Source organism: Azospirillum oleiclasticum (assembly GCF_013423485.1).
In the GTDB taxonomy this organism is placed as follows: Bacteria; Pseudomonadota; Alphaproteobacteria; order Azospirillales; family Azospirillaceae; genus Azospirillum; species Azospirillum oleiclasticum.
The window spans coordinates 14,153-26,872 of the sequence record NZ_JABFFR010000001.1; the positions used below are offsets into that span (position 1 = coordinate 14,153).

Here is a 12,720-nt window from a genome sequence, read left to right on the forward strand (position 1 = left end):
CCGGCCTCACGCCAGGAAGCGCGGGAACAGATGCACCACCGACAGGGCGAGGACGCCCTGCGCGGCGGTGTACCAGCCCATCAGCGCGATGTTGTCGAAGGTCACGCGGCGTTCCGCGTGGACCAGCCCGCAGACCGTGCGGGCCAGCGTGTAGCCGATCATCAGCAGCATGACCGCGACGTGGAAGCCCTGCCACGCCACCAGCATGTAGGTGATGGCGCCATAGGCGCTGGCGGCGCCGACCAGCCCGCTGTCGATCTGCGCCCAGGCGTCCGTCACGATCCCGCCGACCATCAGCAGCAGCGTCGCCGCCAGCCCGGCCAGCAGGCCGGCACGGCGGTTGCGGCGCAGCGACCCGCTGGCCCAGCGCAGCGCCAGCGCCGCCGCCACCCACAGCGCCACGCCGCCGGCGTACCATTCCAGCCCCGGCAGGGCGCCGGAATCCGCCGGCCAGACGTCCGGGCTGACCGTCCACAGGAAGAGATAGGCGAAGACGATGCAGGTGAAGGCGGTGCCGTCCACCAGCAGCAGCACCACCATCCCCCACCAGGAATGGTTGGACGCCCCCTGCACATAGACCGGCACGCGCTGGCCGCCGCCGATGTCCTGCGGCGGCGCGTCCTCCCCCAGGTCGAGGCCCCACAGCCACCACATCACCATGGCGATCGCCAGCACCGCCGGAACCAGCGACAGCCAGTACCACTGCACGGTCAGGCACATGAAGTGCAGCGCGGTGAACAGGCCGGCCAGCACATGCCCCCAGTGCGGCCCCGGCATCGGCATCAGATATTGCGGCTTCGCCTCGATCGGGCTGGTGATGATGGTCTCGCGGCGGCCGGTGGGCGCGCCGGGCAGGTAGTGCCCGCCCTCCTGCACCTGCCGCGACAGGCCCGGCTGGTCCCACAGCGGGTACAGGCTGGTGACGCGCGGGATGCTGCGGGTGGCGTAGTTGTCGTTGGGGATCCAATCCAGCGTGCCGGCGTTCCAGGGGTTGTCGCCGGTGGGCCGGCCGCGGCCCAGCGCGTTGCGCGCCATGTCCAGCAGCACGATGGCCACGCCGGCGGCCAGGATGAAGGCTCCCACGGTGGACACCATGTTCAGCGCGTTCCAGCCGAGGTCGCCGGGGTAGGTGTAGACGCGCCGCGGCATGCCCAGCAGGCCGGCGATGTGCATGGGGAAGAAGGCGATGTTGAAGCCGCCGAACATCAGCCAGAAGGCCCAGCGCCCCAGACGCTCCGACAGCATCGTGCCGTTGAGCGTCGGCCACCAGTAGTAGAGGGTGGCGAACAGCGGGAACACCATGCCGCCGATCAGCACATAATGCAGGTGCGCCACGATGAAGTAGCTGTCGTGCACCTGCCAGTCGAAGGGCACGACGGCCACCATGACCCCGGTCAGCCCGCCCAGCACGAAGATGAACAGGAAGCCCATCATGAACCAGGTGGGCACGATCCACCGCACCCGGCCCTTGCCCAGGGTGGCGATCCAGGCGAAGACCTGGATGCCGCTGGGCACCGCCACCGCCATGCTGGCGGCGGAGAAGAAGCTCAGCGAAAGCTGCGGGATGCCGGTGGTGAACATGTGGTGCACCCACAGCCCGAAGCTGAAGAAGCCGGTGCCCACCAGCGCCAGCACCACCAGGTTGTGGCCGATCAGCGGCCGCTGGGCCAGCGTCGGCACCATCATCGACACCAGCCCCGCCGCCGGCAGGAAGATGATGTAGACCTCCGGATGCCCGAAGAACCAGAACAGGTGCTGCCACAACAGCGCGTCGCCGCCCAGTTCGGCGATGAAGAAGGGCCACTGGAAGACGCGCTCCAGCTCCAGCAGCAGCGTCGCCACGATCACCGCGGGGAAGGCGAAGACGATCATCCCCGCCATCACGAGCATCGACCAGCAGAAGATCGGCAGCTTGTCCAGCGTCATGCCCGGCGGGCGGGTGCGCAGGATGCCGACGATGATCTCGATGGCCCCGGCGATGGCGGAAATCTCGATGAAGCCGATGCCGAGCAGCCAGAAATCGGCGTTGATGCCGGGGGAGAACTCGAAGCTGGTCAGCGGCGGGTACATGAACCAGCCGCCGTCGGGGGCCGCGTCGAAGATCAGCGAGCAGAAGAAGAAGGTGCCGCCGAAGAAATAGGCCCAGAAGGCGAAGGCCGACAGCCGCGGAAAGGGCAGGTCGCGGGCGGCCAGCATCGCCGGGATCAGGTAGACGCCGATCGCCTCCACGATCGGCACGGCGAACAGGAACATCATGCCGGTGCCGTGCACGGTGAAGAACTGGTTGTAGGTGCCGTGGTCGAGCAGGTCGTTCTCGGGCAGTGCGAGCTGCGCGCGCATGGCGAGCGCCAGCAGCCCGGAGATCACGAAGAACAGCAGCGCCGTGCCGATGTACAGGCAGCCGATCAGGTTGTTGTTCACCTCGGTGAGGACGGCGATCCCCTTCGGCATCCGCCACACCCGCCGCAACGCCCGGAGCTCCTCCGGCGGGCGCGGCAATGGGCTGGGCAGGGGGCTGGGCAGTGGACCTATGGAGGGTGCCGCGTGCTGGTCGGGTGGGGTCATTTCAGGCTCTCCAGCCAGGCGGCCATGGCGCGCAGGGTCTCCCCGTCCATCACGTCGAAGGACGGCATGCGGTTCTCCGGCTTCAGGTGCTGGGCGCTGGCGATCCAGCCGGCCAGCGAGCCGACGTTGGTGGCGAAGCTGCCGGCACCGATCGACAGCCGGCCGCCGACATGGGTCAGGTCCGGGCCGATGCGGCTGACCGCCGGGGTGCCGCGCACCGCGTGGCAGGATTGGCAGCCGAAGGCGAAGAAGGCGTCGCGCCCGCGCGCCAGTTCGGGCTCGGCGGGATCGGGCGCCGGCCGGCGCTGGTCGGCCAGCCACGCGTCGAAGCGCTCCGGCTCCATCACGATCACGTCGAAGGCCATCAGCGCGTGCTGCGCACCGCAGTATTCGGCGCACTGGCCGCGGTAGACGCCCGGCCGCTCCGCCACGATCGACAGCCGGTTCACCCGGCCGGGGATCATGTCGATCTTGCCGGCGAGGCTGGGCATCCAGAAGCTGTGGATGACGTCGGCGCTGTCCACCCGGAACTCCACCGGCCGGCCGGCGGGGATCACGATCTCGTTGGCGGAGCGCAGCGGCCCGCCCCCCGGTTCCCGGTACCGCACGTCCCACCACCACATGTGGCCGGTCACCTCGACGGTCAGCGCGGGGTCGGCGGCCAGCGTCACCAGCCGGCGGGCCAGCCCGAACTCGTGCACCTGCAGTACCGTCAGCGTCACCACGGGGAAGACGATGCCGCCGCCGATCACCCAGGACCGCGCGCCGGGAAAGCGTTCGGGGCTCGCGACCACCGCCCAGACGGCGAGCGCCATGACGCCGACGAAGATGACCGTTCCTCCGACGAACAGCACCCAGGTGGTGACCAGGATGTCGCGCGCGTTGGCCGCGCCGGGGTCGAGCGCCGACTGGCGCCCCTCGCAGGCGGCGAGCAGGAGGACGGCCGCGAGCGCCAGCCCCCCGTCCAGTCGCGGCCACCTCGGCGGCGTGCGCGGTCGTCCGGTACGCCGTGTCGGCAAGGTGGCCTCCCATCCCGTGACCGCGCGCAGCCGAAGCGGCGGCGCGGCTGTTTTCGCGTCGTCCCCTGGCTAACGCCGGAAAGGGCCGGCGGTTTCCCGACAATTTCCGCAACCGTCGCCGGCACCCCCGGTTGCCGGGGCGCGATGCCCACTGGACAGGACCGGAACAACCGATGTCGTTTTCGTCTCGGCGCTGCGGCTACGGCGCCAAGAGACGGCGGCGGGCGACCTGTTCGGCACCGATTTGTTCAACATCGCGCTGCGGTTCCTCGCCGACCTCGCCCACGGGGGCGAGGCGGTGGCGGACCTGCCGGTGCTGCTGCATCCCCCGGCGCCGTATCCCGCCGGAACCGCCTCCCTCCCCGGCAGTTTGCAGGGAAGGCAATCGACAGGACCGGGAGCAGGATGATGGCGCGCGTGATCGCGACGATGGCCGTTGCCGTGACGGCGGCGGTGTTTCCCGTGGCGTGCGTCCAGGCGCAGCCGGACAGCGTGGACACCGCCGCGGGCATGGTCGTGGTGACCACGCTGGCCGGCGGGCTGGTCCACCCCTGGGCGGTCGACGTGCTGCCCGACGGGCGCCTGCTGGTGACCGAGCGGCCTGGGCGGCTGCGCATCGTCGGCATGGACGGCTCGCTGTCCGACCCGCTGGGCGGCACGCCGGAGGTGTTCGCCGAGGGGCAGGGCGGCCTGCTCGACGTCGCGTTGGACCCCGATTTCCGAACCAACCGCACGGTCTACCTGTCCTTCGCGGAACCGGGGGAGGGCGGCGCCTCCACGGCGCTCGGCCGCGGCCGGCTGGCCGACGACCGGATCGAGGGCTTCGAGGTGATCTTCCGGCAGCAGCCCAAGCTGGCCGGCCCGAACCATTTCGGCGGGCGCATCGTCTTCGCGCCCGACGGCACCCTGTTCCTCACCATGGGCGAGCGTTTCAAATTCGACCCGGCGCAGGACCTCTCCGACCATCTCGGCACCATCGTCCGCATCCGGCCGGACGGCTCGGTGCCGGACGGCAATCCCTTCGCCAACCGGTCCGGCGCCCGGCCGGAGATCTGGTCCTACGGCCACCGCAACATCGAGGCGGCGGCCATCGACCCGGCCACCGGCAACCTGTGGGTGGCGGAGATGGGCCCGCGCGGCGGCGACGAGCTGAACCGTCCGGAGGCGGGACGCAATCATGGCTGGCCGCTGGTGAGCTGGGGCCGGCATTACGACGGCCGCGACATCCCCGACCCGCCCACCCGGCCTGAATTCGCCGACGCGGTGCGGCATTGGACGCCGGTGATTTCCCCCTCGGGCATGGTGTTCTATGGTGGCGACCAGTTCCCGGCCTGGACGGGCAGCGCCCTGGTCGGCGGCCTGTCCTCGAAGGGGATCGTCCGGCTGACGATCGCGGACGGGGCGGTGACCGACGAGGAGCGCATCCCGCTCGACGCCCGCATCCGCGACGTGGCGGTGGCCGCGGACGGCGCGGTCTACGTCCTGACCGACGCGGAGGACGGGCGGGTCCTGCGCCTCGGCGCGCAACCAAGGGCGGAAGGATCGTCACGATGAGGGTGGTGCTGTCGGCGATGCTGCTGCTGTGCCTGACCGCGACCGCGGCGCCGGCGATGGACCAGGCCGCGCTGGAGCGGCTGCGGGTCAGGGCGCTGGAGCTGGTGAACCGCGACCGTGCGAGCAACGGGCAGGCGCGGCTCGAACCCGGCACCGCGCTGGACGAGGCGGCGCAGCGCCATGCGGAGGACATGCTGCGCCGCGACTACTACAGCCACACATCGCCGGAGGGCGGGACGGTGCGCGACCGCTTCCTGGCGGCGGGCGGCAGCGGGGTGCGGCTGGTGGCGGAGAACATCGCCCTGTGCGAGGGCTGCCCGTTGCCGCCCGACGAGGCGCGGGTCGAGCGGCTGCAGCAGGGGTGGATGGACAGCCCCGGCCACCGGCGCAACATCCTGGCGCCGGGCATCGAGCGGTTCGGCTTCGGCATCGCCGGCGGCGGCGGACGCCTCTACGCGGTGCAGACCTTCGCCGGCCCCGGCTCCTCCCGCGGGGCCGGGGAGGGCGGGCCGGAGCGCGCCCTGGATGCGGAGGACAGCCAGCGGCTGGCGCTCGACCTCGTCAACCGCGCGCGCAGGGACGCGGGTGTGCCGCCGCTGGCCGGCGCTCCCGCGCTGGCCGAGGCGGGGCGGGCGGCGCTGGCGGCCGGACCGGAGGGCGGTTCCGACGCCATCGCCTCCCCCTTCGACCATTTGCCGACCGACGCGCGCACCCGCTGGCGCCGCGTCGCCAGCGTCGCCGGTCGATGCGGCGGCTGCGGGACACGGCCGACCGACGCCGACGTGCGCTTCTTCGTCGAGCAATGGCTGAAGGCGGGCCAGCAGCGTGGCACGCTGCTCGACCGCGGCCTCACCCACGCCGGCTTCGCGCTGGCCGCCCGCGGCGACGGCCGGAAGACGGCGCTGATGACGCTGGGCGGCGGTTGAGCCGGGGCGTCAGCGCGGGCGGAGGTTCTCGCAGGCGGTCCACCAGCGGGTGTCCGTCGCCGCCTGCCGGAGGGAGCCGATGATGCCCGGATCGCTGGCGGCGGTGTCGATCGCGCACAGCGGGCCGGACTGGCTTTCCACCGCGGTGATGCTGACCTTGCGGCAGCCGTCGGGGATGATCCGCCCCTGGTCGCGGATGAGCTGTTCCAGCTGCTCCTGGGTGCCGCAGACGGGAATCTGCGTCTGCGCCATCGCCGGTCCGGCGGCGGTGACGGTGGCGGCGAGCAGGCCGAGGATGGCGATGCGGGGAATGGTCATGGTTGGTGGCTCCTGTCGGCTGTGGGCGACCTCCGGCCGGCGGTGACGAAGCCGCGGGGTATGGCGGTCCGCATGATGAACCGGAATTCCGGGCAAACCGTTTCCGGCAAAACCCCCGGCATGGATCCGAAGAGATAGGCGCCGGCGACGGCCACGAAGCCGTCCCGGCCCGCCGGCCACGCGGCGTCCGCCGTCACCGCGCGCTCTTCACAGCACCGCTCCGTCAGCGCAACGTGTGCAGATAGGCGGCGATGTCCTGCGCCGCGCGCGCGTCGATCGGCATGGCCGGCATGGCGGTGGCGGGCGCCAGCTCCGGTGCCGCGCGCACCCAATGGGCGAGGGTGTCCGCGCGGTTGGGCAGGATACCGGCGATGTAGGCGCGGCGGCCGAAGCCGTCGAGCGGCGGGCCGACGATGCCGCGCGCCCCGGTCACGCCGGGAATGCTGTGGCAGGTGCCGCATTCCAGCCGCCCGATCAGGGTCCGCCCGGCCTCCGGGTCGCCGGCGACGGCGCCGGGCGGCGGGCCGGCATCGCCGCCGCACCCCGTCAGCCACAGCGCGGCCAGCGCGGCACCGGCCAGCGCGGCACCGGGGAACGACGCCCTCATTGCGGCCGCTCCCCGGCCTGCGTCCCGGCTTGCGCCCCGGCCGGCGGAAGCGCGGCGTAGTGGGCCGCGACCGCCGCGATCTGCTCGGGCCGCAGGGTGCGCACCGCCGCCTCCATGATGCGGGAATAGGCGTTGCCGCCGCGTTTGCCCTGTGTCCACAGCGTGAGCTGCTGGACGAGGTAGGGGGCGAACTGCCCCTCCAGCGCCGGATAGAGCGCGTGCCGCTGCCCGGGCTCGGCCCGGCCCGAGGGGCCGTGGCAGGAGGCGCAGGCCGGCACGCCCTGTTCGGGCAGCCCCTGCTCGGCGATGCGGCGCCCAAGCGCCAGCGTCTCCCGATGATCCGGCGCCAGCCTGACCGCATCCCCAGCCGCCGGCCGGGGCGCGCCGTCGGCCGGGTCCATGGCGGCGTAATGGTCGGACAGGCGGCGGATCTCCTCGCCGCTCAGCTCGGCGGCGATGGGCTGCATGATGCCGCTGGGGCGGGTGCCCTGGGCGTAGGCCAGCATCGCCGCCTCCAGATACTCCGCCTTCTGCCCCGCCAGCCGCGGGAAGGCGCCGGCCCCACCGCCCTCGCCGCGCAGCCCGTGGCAGCGCGCGCAGGCCAGCAGCCCTCCCCCCACCGGCCCGGCCTGGGCCAGCAGGGCGGCGGTCTGCTCCACCGCCTCGGGGTCGAAGATGGTGTCGTTGCGGGCGAGGCGGCGATACTCCTCGGCCGGCATGCCGCTCATGCGGCGCAGGAAGGCGACCACCGACCACACCTCGTCGTCGCGCTCCGGCGCCACCCAGGCCGGCATGCCCGCGTATTTCAGCCCGTTCCGGACGATCCAGAACAGTTCGGCGTCCGACCAGTCCGAGACGCTCTCCGCCAGGTTCGGCGGTTGCGGCAGGATCCGCTGGACGATGGGGTTGCCGGCGTCGCCCGGCGCCCCGTGGCAGGGCTTGCACCCGCCCTCGTAATGGCCGAGCCCGCGGAACACCATGGACTCGTCGTCGAGCGGCGGCGCCTGGATCGCCATCGCGTGCGTCTCGACCGAGTTGCGCAGCGTGAAATGCAGGACCCAGTTGGTGACCGCCCAATGCTCGCGGCTGGCCGCGACGTTGTAGAGGCCCGACCACGCGAACAGCAGGGCACCGACAGCGCCGGCGGCCAGCAGGGCGAGCGCTGTGATGATCGTCCTTTTCATGGTCCCTCGTCCTCGGCGCCGCGGTCACGAGGTAAACGCGGACGGGGCCATTCCGTTGCGGACCAACACCGCCGTTTCCCGAAGCCCCCCCATCCGGGGTCCATCACCGCCCCAATTTCCAACCCCTCGCCCGCCCCCGGCGGGAGAGGGAGGGACCCGCGCCGCAGGCGTGGGAGGGTGAGGGCAAGGCCTGGCCAAGCACCGCCGCCCCATCCATGCGGCACGCCCCTCGCAACCCTGGCCGGGTGTCGGTCAAGGCCCGACGAGCAACGCCTCGACGGCCTTCGGGTCGCGCTTGATCAGCGCAAGATAGGCCCGACCCGCGGCATCCGGCTCGCGGACCCCGCGTTCCCATTTCCGCAGGGTGTCCACCGGGATGGCGAAGCGCCGGGAAAACTCGACCTGCGTCGCCCCGACCGCTTCACGCAACGCGCGGACGTCGATGTGCTCCGGGATGTTGACCGCGGTCACGCGCACCGCGGCCGGCTTGCCGTCAAGAAAATCGGCGGCATCGGCCAAGCCTTCCAGAATCTCCGCGGCAATGTTCCGAACCACGTCATCCTCCGACGCACCAGCCCGCGCCAAACGCCCCCGCCGCCAAGCATACCCCTCGCCCGCCCCCGGCGGGAGAGGGAGGGACCCGCGCCGCAGGCGTGGGAGGGTGAGGGCAAGGCTCCGGCAAGCACCGCCGCCCCATCCGTGCTACACTCCCCGCATGGACACCGCCCCGATGGACATGACCGACCCGATCCTGCCCAAGCTCCGCGCCGCGCTCGACCGCGCCTACGGCGACCGGATCGAACGCGTGGTCCTGTTCGGCTCCCGCGCCCGCGGCGACGCCCGCCCCGAATCCGATTACGACGTCGCCGTCTTCCTGAAGGACCTGGACGACCGCTGGGCCGAACTCGAACGCCTCGGCGCCATCAGCAGCGACCTGATGGACGAGACCGGCGCCTTCCTCCACGCCATGCCCTACCGCGCCGGCGCCTACCGGGAACGCACGCCGCTGATGCACGAGCTGCGGCGGGAGGGGGTGGATCTGTGACGCCGGAGGCGCAACGCTATCTTGAGAAGGCGGCGCGCTGCCTGGACTACGCCCGCCGCAACCTGTCGGTCGGCCTCGGCAACGACGCTGCCCGCAACGCCTACCTCGCCGCGTTCCACGCCGCCCAGGCGCTTATCTTCGAGTGCACGGGAAAGGTGGCGAAGTCGCATCAGGGCGTGCACGCGGAATTCCACCGGCTGTCCCGCGACGAACCGGCCTTCGATCCGGAATCCCGGCGCTTCCTTTCGCAGGCCTACAGCTTAAAGGCCGTGGCCGATTACGAACTCGGGCCGGACGCCGAGATCCCGCCGGATCGCGCCGCGGCTGCCCTGGACCGCGCCCGATCCGTGGTTGATGTGGTGATGAAGGTTCTTGACGCGGAACGGTGACGGTGCAGGGTCGCAGGACCTCTGCGGACAATCCCCTCCGACCCATAACCCCTCGCCCGCCTCCGGCGGGAGAGGGAGGGGCCCGCGCCGAAGGCGTGGGAGGGTGAGGGCAGCGCGTTGCCAAAAGCCCGCGCCCTCCGTCCTGCGCCACGGTCCACTCCGGATCCCGGCACTCGTGCCCGGGCGGGAGCGGCTGGCATTCCGCGACAACGACGGAGACGGAGCCCGGTTTCAATGAGGCCCCGGCATTTCTGCCGGGGATGGAACCTCCGGGCCTTCCAGGGCATCTCCGACATCGACATGCTTCAATGAGGCCCCGGCATTTCTGCCGGGGATAGCGCGGCGGGCCAACTCGTCGGTGACGACGCCGAGCAGCGCGGGCTTCAATGAGGCCCCGGCATTTCTGCCGGGGATAGCCAACATCGCCGAACTGATCGTCACCACGCTCAAGAACTAGCTTCAATGAGGCCCCGGCATTTCTGCCGGGGATAGTGGGTGGAACAAGGCTTACTGGGATAACGTACAGAAAATCCGGCTTCAATGAGGCCCCGGCATTTCTGCCGGGGATAGGCGAGTGGCAGGCGGAGCAGGCGAAGAAGCGGATGGAGCTTCAATGAGGCCCCGGCATTTCTGCCGGGGATAGGAGGCGCGGCCAATGCTGATGGCGGGCGCGAACGCCAACACGGCTTCAATGAGGCCCCGGCATTTCTGCCGGGGATAGAGGGTGGGTGCCAAGCCGCTGATAAGGGCCGACGAATCGACGCGTTTGCGAGGGGTCCGACGAACCGGCTCGTGACGGGCCGAATTTCGTTCCGTTCTGTTCTCAACGATGTCAAAGAACCCAAGAAAATCAACGACCCGCCGGATTCGAGCGCTGCCGGGGTTTTTGCGTGCACCGGAGCGCTCGAAAAAAAGAACGGCAGCGGAACGTATCACGGCGGTGGGAGCCTGTCACCCACTCGTGCACGTGGTGCGCGAGACCGGGGCGCGGGGCGCAACGCGGTGGGGCCGGTGTTCTCCGCCTTGCGCCGGGATTGACTTGTTGATAGGATTAAAGTCCATGAAACCGGCAAGCGGGAGGATCCGCCATGCCCGTCGCTCCCGGACTACGCCGCGGTCTCCGCGCTGTTCCCCGTGACCGGTCGCAGGGCTTGGCGGCGTTGGGGTTTTCCCAGAGCTTCACGCAGATCGCGTTCCTGAACAACGACCCGCGCATCGCCTGCGCGGAGGCCGGGCACGCCAAGCGTGGTCGCCGGCTTCCGGAATCCGGTCCTGATGCCATCCCCGGCCCGCCGACCATCCGGGCGCCGGAGGGGCGGCTGGTGCCGCGGTCGCGGACGCCGGATCGGGTGTGGGCGCGGGCGGCGCGGGCTCTGGCGGCGGGGTACTCGCCGCGTCGGGTGTCGGAGTCGCTGGGCATCGGCCCGGACGCGCTGCGCAACGCGTGGAAGGAGGCCGACGACTTCCGCTACCGCACCTATTGGGAATACCACTCCATGATCGCCGAGGCGCGGGCCCGGCTGCGGCGCAACAACGCCTATGTGCTGCCGGCGGTGCTGGTGCCGGACTGGCAGAAGGATATGTGGGCGCGGATGGAGGGGGCGGGGGAGGCCGCGGCGCGCGCCCCCTCTCCCCCCCGGGGAGAGGGTCGGGGTGAGGGGGGCGGTGCCGCGGCTTCGTCCGGCGTTGCCGCCGCGGACCCTCACCCGGCCGGCTGGCGCCGGCCACCCTCTCCCGGGGCGGGAGAGGGTATTCCCCCTCACCCGGCGCTGCGCGCCGACCTCTCCCCGGGGGGGAGAGGTGATCGGCGTCCATGCGACACCCCCGTCGCACGTTCGCTCACGAACGACTCCGCGCAACCCCTTGAGGGGGCGTCGGAAACCCCCATCACGCCCGGTGCGACACCTGGCGCGCCCGCCAAAAAGCGTCGCACGATGTCGCATGGGGGCTCCGCGTCAGGCGGTCTCGTCCACGGTCAGGACGATCTTGCCCATGTGGGCGCTGGTCTCCATCAGCCGGTGGGCCTCGGCGGCGTCGGCCAGGGGGAAGCGGCTGTGCAGGTGGACCTTGACGGTGCCGGCGGACAGCAGCGGCCACACCCGCTCGCGCAACTCGGCGGCGATGGCGGCCTTCTGCTCCGGCGTGCGGGGGCGCAGCGTGGAGCCGGTGAGGGTCAGGCGGCGGATCATCACGGGGGTGAAGTCGATCTCCGCCTTGCTGCCCTGGAGGAAGGCGATGTTGACCAGCCGGCCCTCCACGGCGAGGCTGCGGATGTTCTGGGCGATGTAGTCCCCGCCGACCATGTCGAGGATCACGTCGACCCCGCGCTTGTCCGTCAGCTCGCGGACCTTGGCCGCCCAATCCTCGGTGCGGTAGTTGATGGCGTGGTGGGCGCCGAGATCGAGGCAGTAGGCGCATTTCCCGTCGCTGCCGGCGGTCGTCACCACGGTGGCGCCGAACTGGCGGGCAAGCTGGATGGCGGTGCTGCCGATGCCGCTGGAGCCGCCATGCACCAGGAACCACTCGCCGGGTTGCAGCCGGCCGCGCTGGAACACGTTGGTCCAGACGGTGAAGAAGGTTTCCGGCACGGCGGCGGCGGTCACCATGTCCATGCCGTCGGGGACAGGCAGGGCGTTGCTGGCCGGGGCCGTCACATACTCGGCGTAGGCGCCGCCGGGGGTCAGCGCCGTCACCCGGTCGCCGACCGCCCACTGCGTCACCCCCTCGCCCAGCGCCGCCACCGTGCCCGCGGCCTCCAGCCCCAGCACGGGGGAGGCGCCGGGGGGCGGCGGGTAGGACCCGGCGCGTTGCAGCACGTCAGGCCGGTTCACCCCGGCGGCGGCGACGCGGATCAGGATCTCGCCTGGTCCCGGGGCGGGCACCGCCATGCTGTCGAGGGACAGCACCTCCGGCCCGCCGGGGCCGCTGGCGCGGATGTGGCGCATCTGCTGCGGAATCTCGGTCATGTCTCCCTCCCTCTGGGGTTCGTTCGATCGCTGGTCGTTGACGGTGGTGCCGCGGGTCTGTCTGGTTACCCTGTCGGCGCGGCGCGGGCCAGCCCCCATGCGGTGCTTTTCCATTGGGGCGGGGCTGCGGCTTTGCCGGCGCACATC

Annotated in this window: 11 protein-coding genes and 1 CRISPR repeat array; of the genes, 4 read left to right on the forward strand and 7 right to left on the reverse strand. The window is 71.5% G+C overall.

Annotation, left to right across the window (positions count from 1 at the left end):
• Window positions 1-6: 6 nt before the first annotated feature.
• Both ctaD and coxB read right to left on the reverse strand, forming a co-directional pair.
• Entirely contained in the window at window positions 7-2,565 is a 2,559-nt protein-coding gene (gene ctaD / locus HL658_RS00065; RefSeq protein ID WP_180279863.1) for a cytochrome c oxidase subunit I, read from the reverse strand.
• Window positions 2,562-3,584: a cytochrome c oxidase subunit II gene (coxB, locus tag HL658_RS00070; RefSeq protein ID WP_246337206.1), complete on the reverse strand. Its 1,023-nt coding sequence runs from the start codon at window positions 3,582-3,584 to the stop codon at window positions 2,562-2,564. The genes ctaD and coxB overlap by 4 nt, the downstream gene beginning before the upstream one ends.
• Window positions 3,585-3,992: 408 nt before the next feature.
• On the opposite strand from coxB, the gene HL658_RS00075 reads away from it, so the two are divergent.
• Both HL658_RS00075 and HL658_RS00080 read left to right on the forward strand, forming a co-directional pair.
• Window positions 3,993-5,138 (forward strand): PQQ-dependent sugar dehydrogenase, encoded by a 1,146-nt coding sequence (locus HL658_RS00075; protein WP_246337207.1) that lies wholly within the window; start codon window positions 3,993-3,995, stop codon window positions 5,136-5,138.
• Window positions 5,135-6,064, forward strand: a complete 930-nt coding sequence (locus HL658_RS00080) for a CAP domain-containing protein (protein WP_180279865.1) — start codon at window positions 5,135-5,137, stop codon at window positions 6,062-6,064. Before HL658_RS00075 ends, HL658_RS00080 begins: the two co-directional genes overlap by 4 nt.
• A 9-nt stretch (window positions 6,065-6,073) precedes the next feature.
• On the opposite strand, the gene HL658_RS00085 is transcribed toward HL658_RS00080, so the two are convergent.
• From HL658_RS00085 to HL658_RS00100, 4 genes are all read right to left on the reverse strand, one after another.
• Window positions 6,074-6,382: a hypothetical protein gene (locus HL658_RS00085; protein ID WP_180279866.1), complete on the reverse strand. Its 309-nt coding sequence runs from the start codon at window positions 6,380-6,382 to the stop codon at window positions 6,074-6,076.
• Window positions 6,383-6,605: 223 nt separating this feature from the next.
• Window positions 6,606-6,989 carry a c-type cytochrome gene (locus tag HL658_RS00090; protein ID WP_180279867.1) on the reverse strand — a complete coding sequence of 128 codons (384 nt, stop codon included), beginning with the start codon at window positions 6,987-6,989 and terminating at the stop codon, window positions 6,606-6,608.
• Window positions 6,986-8,173, reverse strand: a complete 1,188-nt coding sequence (locus tag HL658_RS00095; protein WP_180279868.1) for a c-type cytochrome — start codon at window positions 8,171-8,173, stop codon at window positions 6,986-6,988. Before HL658_RS00095 ends, HL658_RS00090 begins: the two co-directional genes overlap by 4 nt.
• Before the next feature lie 252 nt (window positions 8,174-8,425).
• Entirely contained in the window at window positions 8,426-8,692 is a 267-nt protein-coding gene (locus HL658_RS00100; RefSeq protein ID WP_180279869.1) for a helix-turn-helix domain-containing protein, read from the reverse strand.
• A 211-nt stretch (window positions 8,693-8,903) separates the two neighbouring features.
• On the opposite strand from HL658_RS00100, the gene HL658_RS00105 reads away from it, so the two are divergent.
• Window positions 8,904-9,218, forward strand: coding sequence for a nucleotidyltransferase domain-containing protein (locus tag HL658_RS00105; protein ID WP_180279870.1), 315 nt, complete (start codon window positions 8,904-8,906; stop codon window positions 9,216-9,218).
• Entirely contained in the window at window positions 9,215-9,607 is a 393-nt protein-coding gene (locus HL658_RS00110) for a HEPN domain-containing protein (RefSeq protein ID WP_180279871.1), read from the forward strand. The genes HL658_RS00105 and HL658_RS00110 overlap by 4 nt, the downstream gene beginning before the upstream one ends.
• Window positions 9,608-9,835: 228 nt before the next feature.
• Window positions 9,836-10,328: direct repeats of the CRISPR family, unit length 36 nt; unit sequence GCTTCAATGAGGCCCCGGCATTTCTGCCGGGGATAG.
• A 1,234-nt stretch (window positions 10,329-11,562) separates the two neighbouring features.
• Here HL658_RS00110 and HL658_RS00115 read toward each other — a convergent pair.
• Entirely contained in the window at window positions 11,563-12,573 is a 1,011-nt protein-coding gene (locus HL658_RS00115) for an NAD(P)H-quinone oxidoreductase (RefSeq protein ID WP_180279872.1), read from the reverse strand.
• Window positions 12,574-12,720 lie beyond the last annotated feature (147 nt).